The organism is Pseudomonas sp. FG43 (assembly GCF_057809175.1).
Genome location: NZ_JBMDJL010000034.1, coordinates 1 through 24,327, shown reverse-complemented (window position 1 = coordinate 24,327; position 24,327 = coordinate 1). Strand labels below are relative to the sequence as shown.

Annotated in this window: 27 protein-coding genes; 26 read left to right on the top strand and 1 reads right to left on the bottom strand. The window is 58.2% G+C overall.

All coding sequences use genetic code 11. The features are described from left to right. Positions 1-13 precede the first annotated feature (13 nt). The 4 genes from yajC (at position 14) to ACODS3_RS26250 (ending at position 3,944) form a co-directional block, all read left to right on the top strand. Entirely contained in the window at positions 14-349 is a 336-nt protein-coding gene (gene yajC, locus ACODS3_RS26265; protein ID WP_025258825.1) for a preprotein translocase subunit YajC, read from the top strand. Positions 350-410: 61 nt separating this feature from the next. After that, entirely contained in the window at positions 411-2,279 is a 1,869-nt protein-coding gene (gene secD, locus ACODS3_RS26260) for a protein translocase subunit SecD (RefSeq protein WP_201003799.1), read from the top strand. A gap of 9 nt (positions 2,280-2,288) precedes the next feature. Beyond that, complete coding sequence (gene secF, locus ACODS3_RS26255) at positions 2,289-3,200, top strand: protein translocase subunit SecF (RefSeq protein WP_489036965.1); 912 nt, start codon at positions 2,289-2,291, stop codon at positions 3,198-3,200. A 201-nt stretch (positions 3,201-3,401) separates the two neighbouring features. Next, positions 3,402-3,944 carry a glycine zipper 2TM domain-containing protein gene (locus ACODS3_RS26250; protein ID WP_025258828.1) on the top strand — a complete coding sequence of 181 codons (543 nt, stop codon included), beginning with the start codon at positions 3,402-3,404 and terminating at the stop codon, positions 3,942-3,944. 86 nt (positions 3,945-4,030) lie between these two features. Here ACODS3_RS26250 and suhB read toward each other — a convergent pair whose 3' ends face one another. Next, positions 4,031-4,846: a type III secretion system regulator SuhB gene (gene suhB, locus ACODS3_RS26245; protein ID WP_201003793.1), complete on the bottom strand. Its 816-nt coding sequence runs from the start codon at positions 4,844-4,846 to the stop codon at positions 4,031-4,033. A 193-nt stretch (positions 4,847-5,039) separates the two neighbouring features. Between suhB and trmJ the strand changes: the two genes are divergently transcribed. From trmJ to ACODS3_RS26135, 22 genes are all read left to right on the top strand, one after another. Beyond that, the gene (gene trmJ, locus ACODS3_RS26240) at positions 5,040-5,813 is read left to right on the top strand and encodes a tRNA (cytosine(32)/uridine(32)-2'-O)-methyltransferase TrmJ (protein WP_489036962.1); all 774 of its coding nucleotides are present in this window, start codon (positions 5,040-5,042) and stop codon (positions 5,811-5,813) included. Then, positions 5,813-6,589: a serine O-acetyltransferase gene (gene cysE / locus ACODS3_RS26235; RefSeq protein WP_489036960.1), complete on the top strand. Its 777-nt coding sequence runs from the start codon at positions 5,813-5,815 to the stop codon at positions 6,587-6,589. Before trmJ ends, cysE begins: the two co-directional genes overlap by 1 nt. Positions 6,590-6,746: 157 nt before the next feature. Then, positions 6,747-7,238, top strand: a complete 492-nt coding sequence (gene iscR, locus ACODS3_RS26230) for a Fe-S cluster assembly transcriptional regulator IscR (protein WP_201003787.1) — start codon at positions 6,747-6,749, stop codon at positions 7,236-7,238. Between the two features lie 44 nt (positions 7,239-7,282). Next, positions 7,283-8,497 (top strand): IscS subfamily cysteine desulfurase, encoded by a 1,215-nt coding sequence (locus ACODS3_RS26225; protein ID WP_201003785.1) that lies wholly within the window; start codon positions 7,283-7,285, stop codon positions 8,495-8,497. An 83-nt stretch (positions 8,498-8,580) separates the two neighbouring features. Continuing rightward, positions 8,581-8,967: a Fe-S cluster assembly scaffold IscU gene (gene iscU / locus ACODS3_RS26220; RefSeq protein WP_002552476.1), complete on the top strand. Its 387-nt coding sequence runs from the start codon at positions 8,581-8,583 to the stop codon at positions 8,965-8,967. Between the two features lie 44 nt (positions 8,968-9,011). Then, a complete protein-coding gene (gene iscA / locus ACODS3_RS26215) occupies positions 9,012-9,335 on the top strand; it encodes an iron-sulfur cluster assembly protein IscA (RefSeq protein ID WP_201003783.1) in 324 nt (107 codons plus the stop codon). Between the two features lie 11 nt (positions 9,336-9,346). Further along, complete coding sequence (gene hscB / locus ACODS3_RS26210; RefSeq protein ID WP_304575484.1) at positions 9,347-9,868, top strand: co-chaperone HscB; 522 nt, start codon at positions 9,347-9,349, stop codon at positions 9,866-9,868. A gap of 44 nt (positions 9,869-9,912) precedes the next feature. After that, complete coding sequence (gene hscA / locus ACODS3_RS26205; RefSeq protein ID WP_201017959.1) at positions 9,913-11,775, top strand: Fe-S protein assembly chaperone HscA; 1,863 nt, start codon at positions 9,913-9,915, stop codon at positions 11,773-11,775. Between the two features lie 3 nt (positions 11,776-11,778). Then, the gene (fdx, locus tag ACODS3_RS26200) at positions 11,779-12,120 is read left to right on the top strand and encodes an ISC system 2Fe-2S type ferredoxin (RefSeq protein ID WP_201003777.1); all 342 of its coding nucleotides are present in this window, start codon (positions 11,779-11,781) and stop codon (positions 12,118-12,120) included. Positions 12,121-12,134: 14 nt separating this feature from the next. Next, complete coding sequence (gene iscX, locus ACODS3_RS26195; RefSeq protein ID WP_117182667.1) at positions 12,135-12,335, top strand: Fe-S cluster assembly protein IscX; 201 nt, start codon at positions 12,135-12,137, stop codon at positions 12,333-12,335. Positions 12,336-12,428: 93 nt separating this feature from the next. Further along, entirely contained in the window at positions 12,429-12,854 is a 426-nt protein-coding gene (ndk, locus tag ACODS3_RS26190; RefSeq protein WP_002552482.1) for a nucleoside-diphosphate kinase, read from the top strand. 32 nt (positions 12,855-12,886) lie between these two features. Continuing rightward, positions 12,887-14,035: a dual-specificity RNA methyltransferase RlmN gene (gene rlmN / locus ACODS3_RS26185; protein ID WP_201003775.1), complete on the top strand. Its 1,149-nt coding sequence runs from the start codon at positions 12,887-12,889 to the stop codon at positions 14,033-14,035. A 14-nt stretch (positions 14,036-14,049) separates the two neighbouring features. Further along, on the top strand, positions 14,050-14,808 hold the full coding sequence (gene pilW / locus ACODS3_RS26180; RefSeq protein WP_201017958.1) for a type IV pilus biogenesis/stability protein PilW: 759 nt from the start codon (positions 14,050-14,052) through the stop codon (positions 14,806-14,808). After that, positions 14,808-15,821 carry a RodZ domain-containing protein gene (locus tag ACODS3_RS26175; RefSeq protein WP_201003771.1) on the top strand — a complete coding sequence of 338 codons (1,014 nt, stop codon included), beginning with the start codon at positions 14,808-14,810 and terminating at the stop codon, positions 15,819-15,821. The genes pilW and ACODS3_RS26175 overlap by 1 nt, the downstream gene beginning before the upstream one ends. 3 nt (positions 15,822-15,824) lie before the next feature. Next, positions 15,825-16,934, top strand: coding sequence for a flavodoxin-dependent (E)-4-hydroxy-3-methylbut-2-enyl-diphosphate synthase (ispG, locus tag ACODS3_RS26170; protein ID WP_489036951.1), 1,110 nt, complete (start codon positions 15,825-15,827; stop codon positions 16,932-16,934). A gap of 22 nt (positions 16,935-16,956) precedes the next feature. Next, on the top strand, positions 16,957-18,246 hold the full coding sequence (hisS, locus tag ACODS3_RS26165; protein ID WP_200978163.1) for a histidine--tRNA ligase: 1,290 nt from the start codon (positions 16,957-16,959) through the stop codon (positions 18,244-18,246). Between the two features lie 39 nt (positions 18,247-18,285). Beyond that, positions 18,286-18,927 (top strand): YfgM family protein, encoded by a 642-nt coding sequence (locus ACODS3_RS26160; protein WP_201003767.1) that lies wholly within the window; start codon positions 18,286-18,288, stop codon positions 18,925-18,927. Beyond that, positions 18,920-20,071, top strand: a complete 1,152-nt coding sequence (gene bamB / locus ACODS3_RS26155; protein WP_201003765.1) for an outer membrane protein assembly factor BamB — start codon at positions 18,920-18,922, stop codon at positions 20,069-20,071. The genes ACODS3_RS26160 and bamB overlap by 8 nt, the downstream gene beginning before the upstream one ends. Positions 20,072-20,210: 139 nt before the next feature. Continuing rightward, the gene (gene der / locus ACODS3_RS26150; RefSeq protein WP_201003763.1) at positions 20,211-21,680 is read left to right on the top strand and encodes a ribosome biogenesis GTPase Der; all 1,470 of its coding nucleotides are present in this window, start codon (positions 20,211-20,213) and stop codon (positions 21,678-21,680) included. A gap of 121 nt (positions 21,681-21,801) precedes the next feature. Then, a complete protein-coding gene (locus tag ACODS3_RS26145) occupies positions 21,802-22,950 on the top strand; it encodes a pyridoxal phosphate-dependent aminotransferase (protein ID WP_489036947.1) in 1,149 nt (382 codons plus the stop codon). Further along, positions 22,938-23,729, top strand: a complete 792-nt coding sequence (locus ACODS3_RS26140) for an amidohydrolase (protein ID WP_201017955.1) — start codon at positions 22,938-22,940, stop codon at positions 23,727-23,729. Before ACODS3_RS26145 ends, ACODS3_RS26140 begins: the two co-directional genes overlap by 13 nt. 58 nt (positions 23,730-23,787) lie before the next feature. Beyond that, positions 23,788-24,222, top strand: a complete 435-nt coding sequence (locus tag ACODS3_RS26135; RefSeq protein WP_201017954.1) for a hypothetical protein — start codon at positions 23,788-23,790, stop codon at positions 24,220-24,222. Positions 24,223-24,327: the final 105 nt, after the last annotated feature.

Below are 24,327 nucleotides of genomic sequence, written 5' to 3'. Positions count from 1 at the left end.
ATTGGAGCGCTAAATGAGCTTTTTCATCTCTCCCGCTTTCGCGGATGCTGCTGCACCGGCTGCCGGTCCTGCGGGCACCGGCTTTGAGTGGATCTTCCTGGTCGGCTTCCTGGTCATCTTCTATCTGATGATCTGGCGCCCACAGGCCAAGCGCGCCAAGGAGCAGAAAAACCTGCTCAGCAACCTGCAGAAGGGCGATGAAGTCGTTACCACTGGCGGTATCGCTGGCAAGATCAACAAAGTGACCGATGACTTCGTGGTTATCGAGGTTTCCGATACTGTTGAGCTGAAGATCCAGAAGGGCGCTATCGCTGCCACTCTGCCAAAGGGCACCCTGAAAGCGATCTGAGTACCATTTTTACCAATCGACGGGGCGCGCAAGGCGCCCCGCGTTCTAAGCGGGCGGCGTGATGCTGAACAAATACCCTCTGTGGAAATACGTACTGATCCTGGCGGTGCTGGCGATCGGTTTCATTTATTCCGCACCCAATCTCTACCCTGACGACTCGGCTATCCAGATCAGTGGCGCCAGTACTGCGCTGCAGGTCAGTCAGGCGGATCTGGATCGTGCAGGCAAGGCGCTTGCCGATGCCGGTATCTCGGTCAAGGCCTCCTCTCTGGCTGAGAATGGCAAGGGCGGTTTGTTGCGTCTGAGCAAGCAGGAAGATCAGTTGCCAGCCAAGGATGTGGTGCGCAAGGCTTTGGGTGATGACTATGTCGTTGCGCTCAACCTGGCCCGTACTACCCCGACATGGTTGCGTAACCTGGGCGCAAGCCCGATGAAGCTGGGTCTGGACCTTTCCGGTGGTGTGCATTTCCTGTTGGAAGTGGACATGGACAAGGCCATCGATGCTCGCCTGAAAGTCTACGAAGGCGAAGTCAAGACTCTGTTGCGCAAAGAGAAGGTGCGTTATCGCAGCCTTCCACAAGTCAACAATGTCATTCAGTTGGGTTTCACCGACGATGCCGAGCGTGAACAGGCCCGTGCCCTGGTCCGCAAGAGCTTCACCGACTTTGAAATCACGCCTGCCGAGTTGAACGGTATTCCTGTTCTGCGTCTGGCGCTGACTGCAGCCAAGCTGGCTGAAATTCGCGAATATTCCATCAAGCAGAACCTGACTACGGTGCGTAACCGCGTCAACGAGCTGGGTGTTGCCGAGCCTCTGGTCCAGCGTCAGGGTGCCAACCGTATCGTGGTTGAGCTGCCGGGCGTGCAGGACACTGCCGAAGCCAAGCGTATTCTCGGCAAGACGGCCAACCTGGAGTTCCGTCTGGGCGCAGGCCCTGATGACTCCAAGGGCACCACCGAGATGTTCGAGTTCCGCGAGGGCGGACGTCCTGCCGCTGCGGTCGAGCGTGGTCTGATCATCACCGGTGATCAGGTAACCGATGCCAAGGCGAGTTTCGACGAGCATGGCCGTCCACAGGTGAACATCAATCTCGATGGTCACGGTGGCGAGCTGATGAGCCGTGCAACCCGCAGCAATGTGGGTCGCAGCATGGCGGTGATCTTCATCGAGCAGCGTCCGACCACGACCTATGTCAAGCAGACGGTCGATGGCGTCGAGAAAGACGTGGCGGTGCAGACTTTCAAGGAAGACAAGAAAATCATCAGTCTGGCGACCATTCAGTCGCCGCTGGGCAGTCAGTTCCGGATCACCGGTCTGAACGGCCAGGGTGAGTCCTCCGAGCTGGCGCTGCTGCTGCGTGCCGGTGGTCTGGCGGCGCCGATGTACTTCGCTGAAGAACGCACAATCGGTCCAAGCCTGGGTGCCGACAACATCACCAAGGGTATCGATGCTTCCCTGTGGGGCATGCTGTTCGTTTCGCTGTTCATCATGGCGATCTACCGTTTCTTCGGCCTGATCGCGACTGTCGCTCTGGCCTTCAACATGGTCATGCTGCTGGCGCTGATGTCTCTGCTGGGTGCAACGCTGACCCTGCCGGGTATTGCCGGTATCGTTCTGACCATGGGTATGGCGGTCGACGCCAACGTGCTGATCTTCTCGCGTATTCGTGAGGAAATCGCCAATGGCATGAGCGTGCAGCGTGCAATCAACGAAGGTTTCGATCGTGCCTACACGGCGATCCTCGACGCCAACCTGACGACGTTGCTGGTCGGCGGCATTCTCTTTGCGATGGGCACCGGCCCCGTCAAAGGGTTTGCGGTGACCATGTCGCTCGGGATCTTTACCTCGATGTTCACGGCCATCATGGTGACCCGCGCTATGGTCAACCTGATCTACGGCGGTCGTGACTTCAAGAAGTTGTGGATTTAAGGGGCTGCCATGTTACGTACCATCAACTTCATGGGCGTTCGCAATGTTGCGTTCGCCGTTACCATGCTCCTTACCGTACTGGCGTTGTTCAGCTGGTTCCATAAAGGGCTTAACTTCGGTCTGGACTTCACCGGCGGTACGCTGATCGAGCTGACCTACGAGCGTCCGGCGGACCTGGGCAAGGTGCGTGAGGAGCTGGCTTCGGCTGGTTACCACGATGCTGTGGTTCAGAGCTTCGGCGCGACCACTGACTTGCTGGTGCGCATGCCGGGTGAAGACCCGCAACTGGGCACCCAGGTAGCTGAAGCGCTGCGCCAGGCGGGTGCCGATAACCCGGCGACCGTCAAGCGTGTCGAGTTCGTCGGCCCGCAGGTCGGTGAAGAACTGCGTGACCAGGGCGGTATCGGCATGTTGCTGGCCCTGGGTGGCGTTCTGATCTATCTGGCGTTCCGCTTCCAGTGGAAGTTTGCGGTCGGTGCGATCATTTCCCTGATTCACGACGTGGTCGTGACCATGGGTATCCTGTCGTTCTTCCAGATCACGTTCGATCTGACGGTTCTGGCGGCGGTGCTGGCGATCATCGGTTACTCGCTGAACGACACCATCGTGGTCTTCGACCGGGTCCGTGAAAACTTCCGCCTGCTGCGCAAGGCTTCGCTGATCGAGAACATCAACATTTCCACCACCCAGACACTGCTGCGCACCATTGCGACTTCGGTCTCTACGCTGCTGGCAATCATCGCGTTGTGGGTGTTTGGTGGCGACAGCCTGGAAGGCTTCTCCATTGCGTTGTTCATCGGTGTTCTGGCGGGTACTTACTCGTCCATCTACATCGCCAACGTGATGCTGATCTGGCTGAACCTCACCACAGAGGATCTGATTCCTCCGGTTGTGACCGAGAAGGCGGATGATTTGCCTTGATGCCCTCCTTCTGTAGGAGCGAATTCATTCGCGAATGCCTCTGATGCCAGGGTGATCGGGAATGTTCGCGGATGAATCCGCTCCTACGGAAAATGCAAGAAATGAAAAGGCGCGAGTTCGGAACTCGCGCCTTTTTTTATGCTCCAAGGCTTGGCAGTGCGTAGGAAAGAATCTACGCGAACGTAGGTCAGGAGGTTCAAAGTGAACAAGTCTCTGCTTGTTGGTGCTGTGTTGGGTGCTGCTGTCGTTACCGCTGGTGGCGCTGTTGCCACCTACAGCCTGGTCAAGGGCGGCCCAGAGTATGCAGATGTGTTGGCCGTCGAGCCGATCAAGGAGCAAATCAAGACCCCGCGTGAGGTCTGCAAGGATGTAGCTGTTACCCATCGCGCTCCGGTCAAGGATGAGCATCAGATCGTAGGTAGTGTGATTGGTGCTGTAGCAGGTGGTTTGCTCGGTAACCAGGTTGGTGGTGGTAATGGCAAGAAGATTGCCACGGTCGCCGGTGCGGTAGGTGGTGGCTATGCAGGTAACAAGGTTCAGGAAGGTATGCAGAACCGCGATACTTACACCACGACTGAAACTCGTTGCAATACCGTCAACGATATCAGCGACAAGGTTGTGGGCTACAACGTGAAGTACAAGTTGAACGAGAAGGTTGGACAGGTTCGTATGGCCAATGACCCAGGCAGTCAGATCCCTGTGGACAAGAATGGTCAGTTGATCCTGAGCCAGGCTGCTCAATAAGCTGTGATGCAGGAGTGAATGAATTCGCTCCTGCGGTCAGCAGGCATAAAAAAACCGGCGAAAGCCGGTTTTTTTGCATCTGCCATTCAGCGTTTCAGCGAAGGCGGCAGGTGTGGAGCGATGGCGGTCAGGACTGCCTTGAAGCATTTGGTGTTGCCAGCAACGATGTGGCCTTTCTCCAGGAAGTCGTGACCGCCTGTGAAGTCGCTGACCAGGCCGCCTGCTTCCTGAATCAGCAATGCGCCTGCTGCCATGTCCCATTCGGACAGGCCTGATTCCCAGAATGCATCGAAACGGCCGGCTGCAACGTAAGCCAGGTCCAGGCTGGCAGCGCCTGCGCGGCGGATGCCTGCGGTCTGGCCGACGAGGCTGCGGAACATGCCCAGGTAGTTTTCCAGGCCGTCCATTTGTTCATCGCGGAACGGGAAGCCGGTGCCCAGCAGTGCGCCTTCAAGGCTCTTGCGGGTGCTGACGCGCAGGCGGCGACCGTTCAGGGCTGCGCCACGGCCACGGCTGGCGGTGAATTCTTCCTGGCGAACCGGGTCGAGAACGACGGCGTGCTCAAGGCGGCCGCGATATTTGCAGGCGATGCTGACAGCGAAGTGCGGGATGCCGCGAACGAAGTTGGTGGTGCCGTCCAGCGGATCGATGATCCACAGGTAATCGGCGCCTTCGCCGCTGCCTGCGTGCAGGCCGCTTTCTTCGCCGAGGATGCCGTGGGTAGGATAAGCCTTGCGCAGGGCGGTGATGATGCTCTGCTCGGCGGCACGGTCAATTTCCGTGACGTAGTCTTTGGCTTCTTTTTCGTCAACCTTGATGGTATCCAAGCGCTCGATGGAGCGGAAAATCAATTCGCTGGCGCTGCGGGCGGCGCGCAGCGCGATATTCAGCATGGGCTGCATGGACATTTCACCTAAGGTTGTTAAAGAGAGCCGAACATTCTATGGGTTAAGTCAAATTATTTCCAGCCCTGGCGTTGTCGTCTCGATCAGGTTTTACGATTTTCCGTGGTCAGGCGTTTGTAAGGGTTCATAGCGTTAATGAGGCGGGTTCTGTAATATTTGCACCCCTTAATTTTGTCAGTGAGCGCTTGCATTGCTGCAGAACATTCGTGTTGTCCTGGTCGGCACTACCCATCCCGGAAATATCGGTGGGGCTGCGCGTGGCATGAAAAACATGGGGCTTTCGCGGCTGGTGCTGGTCGAGCCGCGTGTGTTCCCGTCTCCTGAAGCCGATGCGCGAGCGTCGGGGGCTGGCGATATCCTTGAGGGCGCGCAGGTCGTGGCGACTCTTGAGGAGGCGTTGGTCGGTTGCAGTCTGGTGCTGGGCACCAGTGCCCGTGATCGCAGCCTTCCCTGGCCCATGCTCGACCCGCGTGAATCCGGCGTGAAAGTCGTCGAGCAGGCCGGGCAGGGCGCCGAGGTTGCGTTGGTCTTTGGTCGTGAACATGCCGGCCTGACCAACGAGGAATTGCAGCGCTGTCATTACCATGTGCATATTCCGTCCGATCCCTCGTTCAGTTCGCTCAATCTGGCCGCTGCGGTCCAGGTGCTTGCCTACGAGGTACGCATGTCGTGGCTGGCTGCCCAGCAGCAGTCGTCGGGTGCCGAGGTGGCTCCAGTGGTTTCGGCGCGCAATGCCGAACTGGCGACGATGGATGAGATGGAAGGCTTTTATGGGCATCTGGAAGCGGCACTGGTTGCCATCGGCTTCCTTGACCCGGAAAAACCACGTCATTTGATGGCGCGACTGCGTCGGCTGTATGGCCGTAGCGAAGTCGAGCGCTCTGAGTTAAGTATTCTGCGTGGCATTCTCACCGAGACTCAGAAAGCGGCTCGCGGTGAACCTTATAAGCGGAAGGATCAGTGATGTTCGAGCGTCTGCGAGAAGATATCCAAAGTGTTTTCCATCGTGATCCTGCGGCACGTAATGCTTTCGAGGTTCTGACCTGCTATCCGGGCATGCATGCGATCTGGCTGCACCGGCTGGCGCATATCCTGTGGCGCAGTGGCTGGAAGTGGCTGGCGCGGCTGGTGTCCAACTTTGGTCGTTGGATGACCGGCATCGAGATACATCCCGGTGCGCGCATCGGTCGTCGTTTCTTCATCGATCACGGGATGGGAATCGTGATCGGCGAAACGGCGGAGATCGGCAATGATGTCACGCTGTATCAGGGTGTGACCCTGGGTGGCACCTGTTGGAATGCTGGCAAGCGTCACCCGACTCTGGAAGATGGTGTCGTGGTCGGCGCGGGTGCCAAGGTGCTTGGGCCATTCACGGTGGGTGCCGGTGCCAAGATCGGTTCCAATGCGGTGGTCACCAAGGCTGTGCCGGCGGGCGCGACGGCGGTCGGTATTCCGGGGCGCATCATCGTGAAGTCCGATGACGAGGCGGAGGCCCGGCGCAAGGCGATGGCCGAGAAGCTGGGGTTCGATGCCTATGGTGTCAGTGCCGACATGCCGGACCCGGTTGCGAGGGCTATCGGCCAGTTGCTCGATCACTTGCAGGCTGTGGATGCTCGCCTGGAGGATATGGGCGACGCTCTGGGTCGGCTTGGCAGCGATTACTGCGCCAAGGAATTGCCTGAGTTGCGTGACGAGGTCTTCGATTGCGTGAAGGACAAGAGCGAAGAGAAGGTCGGCTAGAGGTCGCTGCATGTGGGGCGTGTCAACAGGACGCACCTTTGCTATGATATCGCCCGCTATTTTTGCTAATCCCGACTATTTCACTTGGTCTAATAGTTGACTTAAATACTCGGGAATAGCATACTCGCTCCCATTCTGAACCTCCGCGGTACACGCCATGCGACTGACTACAAAAGGCCGATACGCTGTAACAGCAATGCTTGATCTGGCATTGCATGCGCAGCACGGGCCAGTGTCTCTGGCCGATATCTCTGAGCGGCAAGGCATTTCCCTGTCTTACCTTGAGCAACTGTTCGCCAAGCTGCGTCGCAGCAATCTGGTGTCGAGTGTGCGCGGTCCTGGTGGTGGTTACCAGTTGTCCCGCGACATGCAGGGCATTCAGGTCGCCCAGGTCGTCGATGCAGTCAATGAGTCGGTCGATGCCACTCGTTGCCAGGGGCTGGGTGATTGCCATGCCGGTGATACCTGCCTGACCCACCATCTGTGGTGCGATCTCAGCCAGCAGATTCACGAATTTCTAAGTGGTATCAGCTTGGCGGATCTTGTCACTCGCCGTGAGGTGCAGGAAGTCGCCCAGCGCCAGGACCTGCGTCGCAGTAATAACAATGTGTCGCAGCTGGGTAAGATTGAAACGTCCGCCGTCGAATGAACGTAGATGAATGAGCGGTGCGCCTGCCTGATAGGAGAGATTCAATGAAGTTGCCGATTTACCTCGATTACTCCGCGACGACGCCGGTCGATCCGCGCGTTGCGCAGAAAATGATGGATTGCCTGCTGGTTGACGGAAACTTCGGCAACCCGGCCTCGCGCTCCCACGTTTTTGGCTGGAAAGCCGAAGAATCCGTAGAGAACGCTCGCCGTCAGGTCGCTGATCTGGTCAATGCCGATCCGCGTGAAATCGTCTGGACCTCCGGTGCTACCGAGTCCGATAACCTGGCCATCAAGGGTGTAGCGCATTTCTACGCCACCAAGGGCAAGCACATCATCACTTCAAAGGTCGAGCACAAAGCCGTTCTCGATACCACGCGCCAGCTGGAGCGTGAAGGTTTCGAAGTGACTTACATCGAGCCGGGCGAAGACGGCCTCATCACGCCGGCCATGATCGAAGCTGCACTGCGCGACGACACCATCCTGGTTTCGGTCATGCATGTGAACAACGAGATCGGCACCATCAACGATATCGCTGCCATTGGCGAGCTGACCCGTTCGCGTGGCGTGCTGTTCCATGTCGATGCTGCCCAGTCCACCGGCAAGGTTGAAATCGATCTGGCCAGCCTCAAGGTTGACCTGATGTCGTTCTCGGCCCACAAGACTTACGGCCCTAAAGGTATCGGCGCGCTGTACGTGAGCCGCAAGCCGCGTGTTCGCCTTGAAGCGACCATGCACGGCGGCGGTCATGAGCGTGGCATGCGTTCCGGTACGCTGGCGACCCACCAGATCGTCGGCATGGGCGAAGCTTTCCGTATCGCCAAGGAAGAGATGGCGAGCGAGAACGTTCGCATCAAGGCCTTGAGCGACCGTTTCTACAAGCAGGTCGAAGATCTGGAAGAGTTGTACGTCAACGGCAGCCTGACTGCCCGAGTACCGCACAACCTGAACCTGAGCTTCAACTATGTCGAAGGCGAGTCGCTGATCATGGCGCTCAAGGATCTGGCGGTTTCGTCCGGTTCTGCCTGTACCTCGGCTTCGCTTGAACCGTCGTACGTGCTGCGCGCCCTTGGTCGTAATGACGAACTGGCACATAGCTCGATACGCTTTACCTTTGGTCGCTTCACGACTGAAGAAGAAATCGACTACGCCGCGCAGAAGGTCTGCGAGGCTGTTACCAAGCTGCGCGCTCTTTCGCCGCTGTGGGACATGTTCAAAGATGGCGTCGATATCTCCAAGATCGAGTGGGCGGCGCACTAATTTAAAGTCGCCGCCAAACAGGCCGGGCGCAACCCCGTTGACCGGCCTGCAGAGCGACTCCCTGATGTGAGAGGAACAGAATCATGGCTTACAGCGAAAAGGTCATTGACCACTACGAGAACCCGCGCAACGTCGGCAAGATGAACGCGGAAGATCCTGATGTCGGCACCGGCATGGTCGGCGCTCCGGCGTGCGGCGACGTGATGCGTCTGCAGATCAAGGTCAACGAACAGGGTGTCATCGAAGACGCCAAGTTCAAGACTTACGGCTGCGGCTCCGCCATCGCTTCCAGCTCCCTGGCGACCGAGTGGATGAAGGGCAAGACTCTGGATGAAGCAGAGACCATCAAGAACACTCAGCTGGCTGAAGAGCTTGCTCTGCCTCCGGTGAAAATTCACTGCTCCGTACTCGCGGAAGACGCCATCAAGGCGGCAGTTCGTGACTACAAGCAGAAGAAAGGCTTGCTGTAAGAAGCGGTCTTTTCAGAAAAGCTGGCGACAAGAAAGGAGTTCCGATGGCTATCAGCATGACAGAAGCTGCCGCTAACCACGTGCGTCGTTCCCTCGATGGGCGCGGCAAGGGTGATGGCATTCGTCTGGGGGTTCGTACCACAGGCTGTTCAGGTCTTGCCTATGTACTCGAGTTCGTCGATGAGGCGGGTAGCGAGGACACTGTGTACGAGCTGCACGGCGTCAAGGTGATTATCGACCCTAAAAGCCTGGTCTACCTCGACGGCACCGAACTCGATTTCGTACGCGAAGGTTTGAACGAAGGCTTCAAGTTCAATAACCCCAACTCGCGCGGTGAGTGCGGCTGCGGCGAAAGCTTCAACGTCTGAGGCTTTTATTCGTGGGTACTCCTTGTCACTTCGCCCTGTTCGACCTCAAGCCTGATTTCTGTCTTGATCTCGACCAGTTGGCGACGCGCTACCGTGAGCTGGCGCGCAGCGTACATCCAGACCGTTTTGCTGATGCCTCCGAGCGTGAGCAGCGTCTGGCGCTTGAGCATTCCGCACGTCTCAATGAGGCCTATCAGACTCTCAGGAGCGCCCCGAAAAGAGCGCGTTACCTGCTGGTCATGAAGGGCGATGAGGTGCCGCTGGAAGTCACTGTGCATGATCCCGATTTTCTTCTGCAGCAGATGCAATGGCGCGAAGAGTTGGAAGATCTGCAGGATGAGGCTGATCTGGCGGGTGTCGCGGTATTCAAGCGTCGCCTCAAAAGCGCTCAGGATGAACTGAACGAAAGCTTCGCCGCCTGTTGGGACGATGCTGCACAACGCGAGCACGCCGAACGGCTGATGCGGCGTATGCAGTTCCTCGACAAGCTCTCCTACGAAGTGCGCCAGCTGGAAGAGCGCCTCGACGATTAACTCCGTGCCGCCCTGGCCGCACGCCTGTGATTATTCAGAAAAGCATGGCCTTACTGCAGATCGCTGAACCCGGGCAAAGTCCTAAACCGCACCAGCGCCGTCTTGCTGTCGGTATTGACCTGGGCACCACCAATTCGCTGGTTGCTGCATTGCGCAGCGGCCTTTCCGAGCCTCTGGCCGATGCAGAAGGGCAGGTCATCCTGCCGTCTGCTGTGCGCTATCACGCCGATCGCGTGGAAGTGGGCCAGTCAGCCAAGGCTGCGGCTTCTGTCGATCCGTTCAATACCGTGCTTTCGGTCAAGCGTCTCATGGGGCGCGGTCTGTCCGATGTGAAGCAGTTGGGCGAGCAATTGCCTTATCGCTTTGTCGAGGGTGAGTCGCACATGCCGTTCATCGACACGGTCCAGGGCCCGAAAAGCCCGGTCGAAGTGTCGGCGGATATTCTCAAGGTGCTGCGCCAGCGTGCCGAGGCTGCCCTGGGTGGTGATCTGGTCGGTGCGGTGATTACCGTTCCGGCCTATTTCGATGATTCCCAGCGTCAGGCGACCAAGGATGCAGCGCGGCTTGCGGGCCTCAATGTGCTGCGCCTGCTCAACGAGCCGACCGCGGCTGCCGTTGCTTATGGTCTGGACCAGAAAGCCGAAGGCGTGGTGGCCATCTACGATCTGGGCGGCGGTACCTTCGATATTTCCATCCTGCGCCTGACCGGCGGTGTTTTCGAGGTCCTGGCAACGGGCGGCGATACTGCATTGGGCGGCGATGATTTCGATCACGCGATTGCCAGCTGGATTGTTGCGGATGCCGGCCTGTCGGCCAGTCTCGATCCTTCTGTCCAGCGCAGTCTGTTGCAGGCTGCCTGTGCGGCAAAGGAAGCGCTGACCGATGCTGAGTCTGTAGAAGTCGTTCATGGCGACTGGCGCGGCGTGTTGACACGTGAGGCCTTCAATGCGCTGATCGAGCCGATGGTTGCGCGCAGCCTCAAGGCTTGCCGTCGTGCCGTGCGCGACTCCAATATCGAGCTTGAAGAGGTCGAGGCTGTGGTCATGGTCGGCGGTTCGACCCGTGTACCGCGTGTTCGCGAGGCGGTTGCCGAACTGTTCGGGCGTCAGCCGTTGACCAAGATCGATCCGGATCAGGTGGTGGCCATTGGTGCTGCGATCCAGGCCGATACCCTGGCGGGCAACAAGCGTGATGGCGAAGAACTGCTGCTGCTCGATGTGATTCCGCTCTCTCTGGGGCTGGAAACCATGGGCGGCCTGATGGAGAAGGTGATTCCGCGCAACACCACGATCCCGGTGGCGCGTGGTCAGGATTTCACCACTTACAAAGATGGCCAGTCGGCCATGATGATTCATGTCCTGCAGGGCGAGCGCGAGCTGATCAGCGATTGCCGCTCCCTGGCGCGCTTCGAGCTGCGCGGCATTCCGGCGATGGTGGCTGGTGCGGCGAAGATCCGCGTCACTTTCCAGGTCGACGCGGATGGCTTGCTCAGTGTGTCGGCCCGTGAGCTGGGTTCGGGTGTCGAGTCGAGCATTCAGGTCAAGCCGTCCTATGGCCTGACCGATGGCGAGATCACCCGGATGCTCAAGGATTCGTTCGAGTATGCCGGTGACGACAAGGTCGCTCGCGTACTGCGTGAACAGCAGGTCGATGCCCAGCGCCTTGTCGAGGCGGTGGAGGCTGCGCTTGAAGTCGACGGCGAGCGGCTGCTCGATGCCGAAGAGCGGATGGTGATCGAACTGCAACTGACAGAATTGCGTGAATTGATGCAAGGCACCGATGGCCCGGCCATCGAGCAGCAGACCCGACGTCTGTCGCAGGTGACCGATGCATTTGCTGCCCGACGCATGAATTCGACGGTGAAAGCCGCACTCGCGGGGCGCAACCTGAATGATATTGAGGAATAACTGATGCCGCAGGTGATTTTTCTACCCCATGCCGAGCACTGCCCGGACGGGTTGGTTGTAGAGGTGGAGCCCGGTACGTCTATTCTTGAAATCGCTCACGATAACCATATCGAGATCGAGAGTGCATGCGGCGGTGTCTGCGCCTGCACGACGTGTCACTGCATCATTCGCGAGGGTTTCAACTCGCTGAACGAGGCGGACGAGCTGGAAGAAGATATGCTGGACAAGGCCTGGGGGCTGGAAGTGCAGTCGCGCCTGTCCTGTCAGGCAATCGTCGGAAATGAAGACCTGACCGTTGAAATTCCGAAGTATTCGCTCAACCATGCTGCCGAAGCGCCGCATTGATTCAAGGAACGCTCATGAGTCTAAAATGGGTCGATGTGCTGGAAATCGCGATTCAGTTGTCTGAAACCAGGCCTGATGTCGATCCGCGCTATGTGAATTTTGTCGATCTTCGCAACTGGGTAGCGGCGCTGCCAGAGTTCGATGACGAGCTCAATCGTGGCGGGGAAAAGGTCCTGGAGGCCATTCAGGCGGCCTGGATCGAAGAAGCTGACTGAACCTGTAACGCAAGCAGTTAGGCAATACACCAGAACCCGCGTATAATTCGCGGGTTTAATTTTTCGCTTTAATCATTGTTTCTGGAGTTTCACATGGCTGTTCAACGTACTTTCTCCATCATCAAGCCTGACGCCGTTGCTAAAAACGTAATCGGCGAGATCACCACTCGTTTCGAAAAAGCCGGTCTGCGCGTTGTTGCTTCCAAGCTGAAGCAACTGTCCAAGGCTGAAGCTGAAGGTTTCTACGCTGAGCACAGCGCTCGTGGTTTCTTCGGCGACCTGGTTGCTTTCATGATCTCCGGTCCTGTCGTTGTTCAGGTTCTGGAAGGCGAAAACGCTATCGCTCTGAACCGTGAGCTGATGGGCGCTACCAACCCTAAAGAAGCTGCTGCCGGCACCATCCGTGCTGACTTCGCTGACTCCATCGACGCCAACGCTGTTCACGGCTCGGACTCCGAAGCTGCTGCTGCTCGCGAAATCTCGTACTTCTTCGCAGCTACAGAGGTAACCGCTCGCTAAGTCTTGCCGACTAACGAGTGGAGGGTGAATTCATGATTGCATCGACTGGTAAAACCAACCTTCTGGGCCTTACTCAGCAGGAAATGGAAAAATTCTTCGACTCTATCGGGGAGAAGCGCTTCCGTGCCGGTCAGGTCATGAAGTGGATTCACCACTTTGGCGTCGATGATTTCGACGCCATGACCAACGTCAGCAAGGCATTGCGCGAAAAGCTCAAGGCCTGTGCCGAAATACGTGGTCCTGAAGTCGTCAGCGAGGACATCTCCAGCGATGGCACCCGTAAATGGGTCGTGCGCGTAGAGTCCGGCAGCTGCGTCGAAACCGTTTTCATCCCCCAGGGCAAGCGCGGCACTTTGTGTGTTTCGTCCCAGGCGGGCTGTGCCCTGGATTGCAGTTTCTGCTCCACCGGCAAACAAGGCTTCAATAGCAACCTGACCGCCGCCGAAGTCATCGGCCAGGTCTGGATTGCCAACAAATCCTTTGGCAGTGTCCCGGCAACCGTCGACCGTGCCATCACCAACGTGGTGATGATGGGCATGGGTGAGCCACTGCTGAACTTCGACAATGTCATTGCCGCCATGCATCTGATGATGGATGACCTGGGCTATGGCATTTCCAAGCGCCGCGTGACCTTGTCCACGTCTGGCGTGGTGCCGATGATCGACGAGCTGTCAAAGCACATCGACGTCTCGCTGGCCCTGTCGCTGCATGCGCCCAACGACGCATTGCGCAACCAGCTGGTGCCGCTGAACAAGAAATACCCGCTGAGCGTCCTGCTCGACTCCTGCCGCCGCTACATGTCCAGCCTGGGCGAGAAGCGCGTGCTGACGGTCGAGTACACCCTGCTCAAGGATGTAAACGACAAGGTCGAGCATGCCATCGAGATGATCGAGCTGCTCAAGGACACACCTTGCAAGATCAACCTGATCCCGTTCAACCCGTTCCCGCACTCCGGTTACGAGCGTCCGAGCAACAATGCAATCCGCCGTTTCCAGGATCTGTTGCATCAGGCTGGTTATAACGTCACTGTGCGTACCACGCGCGGCGAGGACATCGATGCTGCATGCGGCCAGTTGGTCGGGCAGGTAATGGACCGCACGCGCCGTAGTGAACGCTATATTGCAGTGCGTGAGCTGAATGCCGACGCCGATGTGGCTCCAGGCACTGGCGCTCGAACCTGACCGAGAGGGACTCCATGTCTGTGCGTGCCTTGCTGTTGTCATGCCTTGTTATCTTGCTGGTAGGGTGCGTTTCGACAGGGCATGTCGATCCGCTCAAGACTTCGCAGGGGCGTGACGAGGCTCGCAAGGCATACGTGCAGTTGGGGTTGGGATATTTCCAGCAGGGCCAGACCGAGCGAGCCAAGGTTCCGCTGAAAAAGGCAATTGAGCTCGACAGTTCCGACCCGGACGCCAATGCTGCACTGGCGCTGGTGTTCCAGGCCGAGATGGAGCCTGAACTGGCCGACCAGCACTTTCGCAAGGCGCTTGCCTCAAGCAGGAACGATGCTCGCATCGTCAATAACTACGGCAGTTTCCTTTATGAGCAGAAGCGCTATCAGGAAGCCTACGAACGTTTCCAGCAGGCAGCAGCAGACAACCTGTATCCTGAGCGGTCCCGGGTCTTCGAAAGCCTGGGCATGACCGCCTTGAAGCTGAACAAGCGCGAGGAAGCTCGCGAGCACTTCACCAAGGCACTGCGTCTTGACCGTCAACAGCCACGTTCCTTGCTGGAAATGGCTGAGTTGTCTTACGAAGACGGGCATTATGTGCCGTCGCGTGACTACTACGACCGTTTCAGCCAGCTAAGCGAGCAGAATGCACGTAGTCTGCTGCTCGGTATCCGGTTGGCCAAGGTCTATGACGACCGTAACAAGGCAGCCAGTTTTGGCTTGCAACTTAAAAGACTCTATCCCGGTACGCCGGAATATCAGCAATACCTGTCGGAGCAATGATGAAAGCGGCGCATCCCGAAGTTGTAGCAACCACTCGCTCGAACCCTGGTGAGACCTTGCGTCAGGCCCGTGAGAGCAAAAACTGGTCGCTGCCAGATGTGGCTTTGAGGCTGAATCTCACCGTGTCTTCCCTGACTCATCTTGAAAACGGGAATTTTGACAAGTTGCCCGGGCATACCTTTGCCCGTGGCTATGTGCGTGCCTACGCTAAATTGCTGGAGCTCGATCAGGCCGCGCTGGTCGATCAGTTCGATCAATGCACCGGCACCGATGGCAAGGGCAGTTCCGTTCACGCGCTGGGCCGTATCGAAGAGCCAGTGCGTCTTTCACACAACATTCTGCGCATTGTCAGCCTTCTGCTGCTGATGGTTCTGGTCGGCGGCGGCTTTTTCTGGTGGCAGGATCAGACCTCCATGCGTGGCAAGGACCAGTCCGGTCTGAGCCTGGAGCACGTCGAGGTCGAAAGCGCCGATGGCACCACTCAGATTCATCAACTGGATGAGTCTCAAGAGCAGGCTGCCACTGAAAGCAGCAAGCCTGCCAATGAAGCGCCGCTGCCTCTGACTCCAAGTGCCCCGGTTGAAACTCCGGCCACTGCGCCTGTTGCGCCGGCACCGGTGGTCACTGCACCGGCTGCTCCGACTGCACCCGCTTCGCCAGCGCCTGCGGCACCTGCCGTTGCGGCGCCTCATGCTCCGTCTGTCGCACCGGTTGCTCCTGCCGTGCCTTCAGCCCCTGCCGAAGTTGTCGAATCAGCACCTGTCCCTGCTGGCTCTGGCCAGATCAAGCTGCAATTCACTGCCGATTGCTGGACTCAGGTCACCGATGGCAATGGCAAGGTCTTGATGAGTGGTCTCAAGCGCAAGGGGGATAGTCTGGACGTCACTGGCCGTCCGCCATTGACCTTGCGTCTTGGTTACGCCCGTGGTGCGCAAGTCAGTTATAACGGTGAGCCTGTAGACGTAGCTCCCTTTACCAGCGGCGAGACTGCTCGCCTGAAACTAGGGCAATAAGTCATGCACGGCGAATCTCCCATCAAGCGTCGCGAATCCCGCAAGATATGGGTTGGCTCTGTTCCGGTCGGCGGCGATGCGCCGATTGCCGTACAGAGTATGACCAACAGCGACACCAACGATGTCGCTGCCACTGTGGCTCAGATCAACCGCCTTGAAGCGGTCGGCGTCGATATCGTGCGAGTTTCTGTTCCCGACATGGATGCCGCCGAGGCGTTTGGCCGGATCAAGCAACTGGTCAAGGTGCCTCTGGTCGCCGATATCCACTTCGATTACCGGATCGCACTACGCGTCGCCGAACTGGGTGTCGACTGCCTGCGTATCAACCCGGGCAACATCGGTCGCGAAGACCGTGTTCGCGCCGTGGTCGATGCTGCCCGTGATCGCGGCATCCCGATCCGCATCGGCGTCAATGCCGGTTCTCTGGAAAAAGACCTGCAGAAGAAATACGGCGAGCCAACGCCCGAGGCGCTGGTCGAGTCGGCCCTGCGTCATGTCGAGCATCTGGATCGCCTGGATTTCCATGACTTCAAGGTCAGCGTGAAGGCTTCGGACGTGTTCATGGCCGTCGCAGCCTATCGCCTGCTGGCGAAACAGATTGTCCAGCCGCTGCACCTGGGGATCACCGAAGCGGGTGGATTGCGTTCGGGTACGGTGAAATCGGCTGTCGGCCTCGGTATGCTGCTTGCCGAAGGGATTGGCGATACTATCCGCATCTCGTTGGCCGCTGATCCGGTTGAAGAAGTGAAAGTCGGCTACGACATTCTCAAGTCCTTGCGCCTTCGTTCCCGTGGCATCAACTTCATCGCCTGCCCGAGCTGCTCGCGGCAGAACTTCGATGTGGTCAAGACCATGAACGAGCTGGAAGGGCGTCTCGAAGATTTGCTGGTGCCGCTGGACGTCGCGGTCATCGGGTGTGTGGTCAACGGTCCTGGTGAAGCCAAGGAGGCGCATATCGGCCTCACGGGCGGTACGCCGAACCTGATCTACATCGACGGCAAGCCTGCGCAGAAACTGACCAACGACAATCTTGTGAACGAGCTTGAACGCTTGATTCGCGAGAAAGCGGCCGAAAAAGCTGAAGCTGACGCATCTGTCATCGTGCGCGGCTAATCAAGATTGCTAAGGATTTTTTGTGAGTAAGTCTCTGCAAGCCATTCGTGGCATGAACGACATCCTGCCCGAGCAGACCCCGCTGTGGCGTCACTTCGAAGGCACTGTTGCGCGTTTGCTGGATAACTACGGTTATCGGCAGATTCGCATGCCTATCGTCGAGTTCACCGACCTGTTCAAGCGTTCCATCGGCGAAGTCACCGATATCGTCGAAAAAGAGATGTACACCTTTGCCGACCGCAACGGTGACTCCCTGACCCTGCGCCCGGAAGGCACTGCCGCTTGCGTGCGTGCGGTACTCGAACACGGGATTACCGGTGGCGGTCAGGTGCAGAAACTGTGGTACATCGGCCCGATGTTCCGCCACGAGCGTCCCCAGAAAGGCCGTTATCGCCAGTTTCACCAGATCGGTGTCGAAGTCTTCAACCTCGACGGTCCCGATATCGACGCCGAGCTGATTGTCCTGACCTGGCGCCTGTGGGGCCTGTTGGGCATCCGCAATGCCGTCAAGCTCGAACTCAACAGCCTGGGCACCAGCGAAGCGCGTGCGCGTTATCGCGATGCTCTGGTGGAGTTCCTGTCTGCGCGTCTTGAGCAACTGGACGAAGACAGCCAGCGTCGCCTGAAGACCAACCCTTTACGGGTTCTGGACACCAAGCATCCGGATACCCAGGCCGTGCTGGTCGATGCGCCGAAGCTGGCGGATTACCTGGACGACGAGTCGCGTATCCACTTCGAGGGCCTCAAGGCGCGTCTGGATGCTGCGGGCATTCCCTACGTCATCAACCCCAAGCTGGTACGTGGCCTGGATTACTACAGCAAGACCGTTTTCGAGTGGGTTACCGACCAGCTCGGTGCTCAGGGAACTGTGTGCGCCGGTGGCCGTTACGATGGCCTGGTCGAGCAGATGGGCGGCAAGCCTACGGCGGGTGTCGGTTTCGCCATGGGCATCGAGCGTCTGGTGCTGCTGCTGGAAACCCTTGAAAAAGTCCCGGAAGAAATCTCGCGTCAGGTGGATGTCTACCTGTGTGCCTTCGGCGAAGCGGCCGAGCTGGCTGCACTGGCCCTCACCGAGCGCGTGCGTGACCAGTTGCCGAATCTGCGTTTGCAGGTCAATGCCGGTGCTGGCAGCTTCAAGAGCCAGTTCAAGAAGGCCGACAAGAGCGGTGCGCTGTATGCGCTGATCCTCGGCGACGAAGAACTTGCCCGGCAAGAGATAGGCGTCAAGCCTTTGCGTGGGCAGGGCGAACAACAAAATATTGCCTGGGATGCTCTGTCCGAGCACCTGGCCTCCTGCGTCGTGCAGGGTTGAAGCTGATTAACAGCCGATTTAGCGAATAGGAGTATTGGGGTGTCGCGTACCGATGATGAAGAGCTGGCCGTAATGAAGGACTGGTGGCAACGCAACGGCAAACCCCTGGTAACTGGCGGTCTGCTGGCGTTGGTTGTGGTCTTTGGCTGGTACACATGGCAGAACTACAACAGCAAGCAGTCGCAAGGCGCCTCGATGCTGTATCAGCAACTGCTTGAAACCTCGCTGACGCCAAGCGGCCAGGCCGATACCGCTCGCGTTGCCGAAATCGCCGGCAAGCTCAAGAGCGAATTCGGTGGCACTGCCTATGCCCAGTTCGGTAGCCTGTTCGTCGCCAAGGTTGCAGTCGATGCTGGCAAGCTCGACGATGCTGCGGCTGAGCTGAAGCCAGTGGCCGACAAGCCTGCCAGCGCGACGCTGGGCGAAATCGCCCGTCAGCGTCTTGCTCGCGTTCTGGCTGCGCAGAACAAGGCTGACGATGCACTCAAGCTGCTTGCTGGCGATGCCGACAAGGCGTTCCTGGCCAGCCGTGAAGAACTCAAGGGTGACCTGCTGGTGCAGTTGGGTCGTACCGACGAGGCACATGCTGCATACCAAAAGGCCAAGTCCGCTTTGTCTGAAGACGCAGCGGTGGGTGGCCTGCAAATGAAGCTCGACGATCTGGCGAAAGGGGATGCGTGACGTGATTCGTTGGAAACATGCAGCATTGCTGGCTCTGGCCATTCTGGCCGCGGGTTGCAGCAGCAACAGTAAAAAGGAATTGCCACCAGCCGAACTGACCGACTTCAAAGAAGAAGTGGTTCTGCACAAGGAATGGAGCCGTTCGATCGGTGACGGTCAGGGTAAAACCTACAACATGCTGGTTCCGGCTGTTGAGGGTGACCGGATCTACGCTTCGGATGTGACCGGGGTCATCATGTCCCTGGATCGCCTGACCGGTGACGTGATCTGGAAGAAGGATCTTGAGCTGCCTGTTTCCGGCGCTGTCGGCGTAGGTTATGGCCTGGTCATGATCGGCACCGAGAAGGGCGAAATCGTTGCTCTGGACGTTTCCTCCGGTGAAGAGAAATGGCGTTCCCGTGTGACCAGCGAAGTCCTGGCTCCACCTGCCAACAACGGCGACGTCGTTGTGGTTCAGACCCAGGATGACCGCGTGATCGGTCTGGATGCTGTGACAGGCTCCCAGCGCTGGATCTACGAAAGCACTCCGGCGGTACTGACCCTGCGCGGTACTGGCGCACCGGTAGTGACCAACCGTCTGGCTGTTGCAGGCCTGTCGACCGGTAAGGTCGTGGCTCTGGATATCAGCAACGGCGTACCGGTCTGGGAGCAGCGTGTCGCTATCCCGCAAGGTCGTTCGGAGCTGGATCGTGTGGTCGATATCGACGGTGGCCTGCTGCTGTCTGGCGGTACCTTGTACGTTGCCAGCTATCAGGGCCGTGTTGCCGGTCTGGATCTGGAAAGCGGTCGTGTGCTTTGGCAGCGTGATGCGTCAAGCTACTCGGGTGTCGCTCAAGGCTTCGGCAGCGTATACGTGACTCTGGCCTCCGGCACTGTCGAAGGTATCGACGAGCGTTCTTCCACTGCACTGTGGAGCAACGAATCGCTGGCTCGCCGTCAACTGGGCGCGCCGGAAGTGTTTTCCAGCTATGTAGCGGTTGGCGACCTGGAAGGTTATCTGCACCTGTTGAGCCAGGTAGATGGCCGTTTCGTAGGGCGTGAGCGTATCGACAGCGATGGTCTGCGTGCGCGTCCGCTGGTGGTTGGTGACATGATTTATGTGTTTGGTAACAGCGGCAAGCTGGAAGCCCTGACCATCAAGTGATGATTGTCCATGTTCGGGGCCAAGGCCCCGGACGACCTTGCTTCGGCAAGGCTGCGGCGCCTGCGGGCGCTGCTCCGAACTCCGGCCGCTGCCCTGCAGCGGCTTTTGTATTTTCTGAAATAACGAAGTGGAGAGCCGCATGGTTCCCGTAATTGCCCTGGTGGGTCGACCGAACGTCGGCAAATCCACCATGTTCAACCGCCTGACCAGGACCCGCGACGCCATTGTCGGCGATCTGTCCGGTCTGACCCGTGATCGCCAATACGGAGAGGCGAAGTGGCAGGGGCGCTCTTATATCCTGATCGACACCGGTGGTATTTCCGGCGACGAGCATGGCATGGACGAAAAGATGGCCGAGCAGTCGCTGCTGGCCATCGAAGAAGCCGATGTCGTGTTGTTCCTGGTGGATGCCAAGGCGGGTTACACCGCGGCTGACCAGATGATCGGTGAGCACCTGCGCAAGCGCAACAAGCGTTCTTACGTGGTTGCCAACAAGATCGACAACATCGATGAAAACCTGGCGCGTGCCGAGTTCAGCCCGATGGGCCTGGGCGATGCGATCCCGGTTGCCGGTGCCCATGGCCGTGGCATTTCCCAGATGCTGGAAATCGCCCTGAAAGATTTCCCCAAGGATGAGGACGAAATCGAAGAAGGCGAGGCCGAGGACGTCGCTGAAGGTGAGGAAGCCAAGCGCATTCCCGGCCCGAGCGAAAAAGACGGCATCAAGATCGCCATAATCGGTCGTCCTAACGTCGGCAAGTCGACACTGGTCAACCGCATGCTGGGTGAAGACCGGGTGATCGTCTATGACCAGCCGGGCACCACGCGCGACAGTATCTACATCCCGTTCGAGCGTAACGACGAGAAGTACACGCTGATCGACACGGCAGGTGTGCGCAAGCGCGGCAAGATCCACGAGGAAGTCGAGAAGTTCTCCGTGGTCAAGACGTTGCAGGCCATCAAGGACGCCAACGTGGTGATCTTCGTGATGGATGCCCGCGAAGGCGTGGTCGATCACGACCTCAACCTGCTGGGCTTTGCGCTTGAGGCTGGCCGTGCTCTGGTTATCGCACTGAACAAGTGGGATGGCATGACGCCGGGCGAACGTGACTACGTGAAGACCGAGCTGGAACGTCGTCTGTTCTTCGTCGACTTTGCCGATATCCACTTCATCTCTGCCTTGCATGGCACCGGTGTGGGTAACCTGTATCAGTCGGTGCAGAACTCCTTCAAGTCTGCCGTCACCCGCTGGCCAACCAGCCGCCTGACCCAGATTCTGGAAGATGCCGTCAGCGAGCACGCGCCGCCGATGGTGGGCAGCCGCCGTATCAAGCTGCGTTATGCGCACTTGGGTGGTGCCAACCCGCCGCTGATCGTGATCCACGGTAACCAGGTCGAGAAAGTACCGAAGTCCTATGTCCGTTACCTGGAAAACACCTATCGCCGTGTTCTGAAACTGGTTGGTACGCCGATCCGTATCGAATTCAAGGGCGGTGAGAACCCGTACGAAGGTAACAAGAACACGCTGACAGACCGTCAGGTCAACAAGAAGCGTCGTTTGATGTCGCACCACAAGAAGGCAGACAAGAAGCGCCGCGACAAGCGCTGAGTCTTTCTCCTGAAAAGGCACCCTGCGTCTGCACGGGTGCCTTTTTTTATGCGCGCTCGATGGGCTATCCTGCTGGACCCGTGCCACCGTGATGCCGGGGGTATTGCAGGGAAGGGCCCTAATGATCGACAGCAAGTTGCCTAATGTTGGCACCACCATCTTCACCGTCATGTCTCAGCTCGCCGCCGAAACCGGTGCGATCAATCTGTCCCAGGGCTTTCCCGATTTCGATGGGCCACAAGCGCTGCGCGACGCCTTGAGCCTTCATGTTGCTCAAGGCCATAACCAATATTCACCGATGACCGGTCTGCCAGCCCTGCGTCAGCAGGTTGCAGCCAAGATCGCCCGCAGCTACGGGCGTCAGGTAAACCCGGACAGCGAAGTCACCATCACACCGGGCGCGACCCAGGCGATTTTCTGCGCCGTTCAGGCGGTCATTCGCCCTGGCGATGAAGTGATTGTTTTCGACCCTTGCTACGACAGCTATGAGCCTGCCGTGGAACTGGCCGGTGGCCGTTGCGTGCATGTGCAGCTCGGGCTGGACGACTTCTCCATCGACTGGCAAAAGCTGGGCGAGGCCTTGAGCCCGCGCACGCGCATGATCATCCTCAACAGCCCGCACAACCCCAGCGGCGCCTTGATCAGCCGTGCCGAACTGGACCAGTTGGCTGCTCTTATTGCCAATCGCGACATTTATCTGGTCAGCGATGAAGTGTACGAGCATCTGGTGTTCGACGGCGTTCAGCATGTCAGCGTACTGGCCCATGAAGAGCTTTATCAGCGCGCCTTTGTGGTCAGTTCGTTCGGCAAGACCTATCACGTGACCGGCTGGAAGACCGGCTATGTGGTCGCTCCTGCTGCATTGACCGCCGAACTGCGCAAGGTTCACCAATACGTGAGCTTCTGCGGCGTTACGCCGTTGCAGTGGGCACTGGCTGATTTCATGGCCGCGCATCCCGAGCATGTCGAGGAGCTGCCGGCTTTCTATCAGGCCAAGCGTGATTTTTTCTGCGATCAACTGGCGTCTTCGCGCTTCAGCTTCGAGCGGGTGGGCGGCACGTATTTCCAGTTGGTGGATTACTCGCAGATCCGCCCGGACCTCAACGATGTCGACATGTCGTTGTGGATGACCCGCGAGCATGGCGTTGCCAGCATTCCTGTCTCGGTCTTCTACCAGAAGCCGCCTGAAGGCCAGCGTCTGATACGCCTGTGCTTTGCCAAGCAAGAGGAGACGCTGCGTCATGCAGCGGAAAAACTATGCGCGATTTGAGCCAGTTAGAGGATCTGAATCTGGCATTGATCCAGACCAGTCTGGTCTGGCATGACCGGCAGGCCAATCTCGATCACTTCAGCGCTCTGCTGGGGCAGGTGAGAAACGTTGATCTGGTGATTCTGCCGGAGATGTTCACCACCGGGTTTTCCATGGACTCTGAAGCTCTGGCGGAACCCGAAGGCGGTCCGACATCTGTATGGATGCTGGAGCAGGCCAGGCAGGTTCAGGCTGTCATTACCGGCAGCGTGATCATTCGTGATGCCGAGGGTAATCATCGCAACCGGCTGCTGTGGGCACGCCCCGATGGCGAGTTGCTGTATTACGACAAGCGTCACCTGTTCCGGATGGCGGGTGAGCATGAGCACTACAGCCCGGGCGAGCGTCAGGTGATGTTCGAGTTGAACGGCTGGCGCATTCGTCCGCTGATTTGCTATGACCTGCGCTTCCCGGTCTGGAGTCGCGATGCACGGGACACCGACCTGTTGCTCTATACCGCGAACTGGCCCGGCGCACGCCGTCTGCACTGGAATCGTCTGCTACCGGCCAGGGCCATCGAAAACCTGTGTTACGTTGCTGCCGTCAACCGGATTGGCAGCGATGGCAAGGGCTTTGCGTATACCGGTGATAGCCAGGTGCTGGATTTCCAGGGCGACAGCCTGGTCGATATCGGGGATGGAGATGGCGTCTTTCTGGCAACCCTGAGCGCTGCGGCTCTGCGGGACTACCGCACGCGCTTCCCGGCCAATCTGGACGCCGATACATTCGAGATACAATGATTTATTCAAGTTGTGTGTAAATGTGTCGATAGCCTTCGCATACAACCAGGAGTTCGTCATGACTACCATCAATACCTCATCGCTGAGTGCCTATTCGAGCGCACTGACGCTTACCGTCAAGAACAAGGACGCAGACACGGCGACCTCGACCGCAACCGATAGCACGGAAAAAAGCGGTGTAAGTGTTTCGCTTGACGGTGCCAAGGCTGGTGGTAGTGCTGCGGCTGGTGGTGCAGGCGGCTCTTCCGCTAGTGCGGGTGTCGAAGAAACCATCGAAAAGATCAAAGAGCAGATCAAGCAGGCTCAAAAACAACTGGTTCAGCAGCAGGCTCAGTTGGCTGCCGCTCAGAACAGCAAAGGCTCGGAAGAGGAAAAGGCTGCGCGTATTCTGGCCATTCAAGGGCAGATCGCTCAGACCTCCTCAACCATACAGACTCTGCAAGGCACATTGCTGCAACTGACAACCAGCGGTGGCGTCAACACTACTGCCTGATTGCAGACAGACAAAAAAGCCTCCGTTTACGGAGGCTTTTTTTATCGCTTTGTCCCGTCCTGAATAAGGTTTACACCTTCTGACCTTTCCTCAGGAGGATTCAAT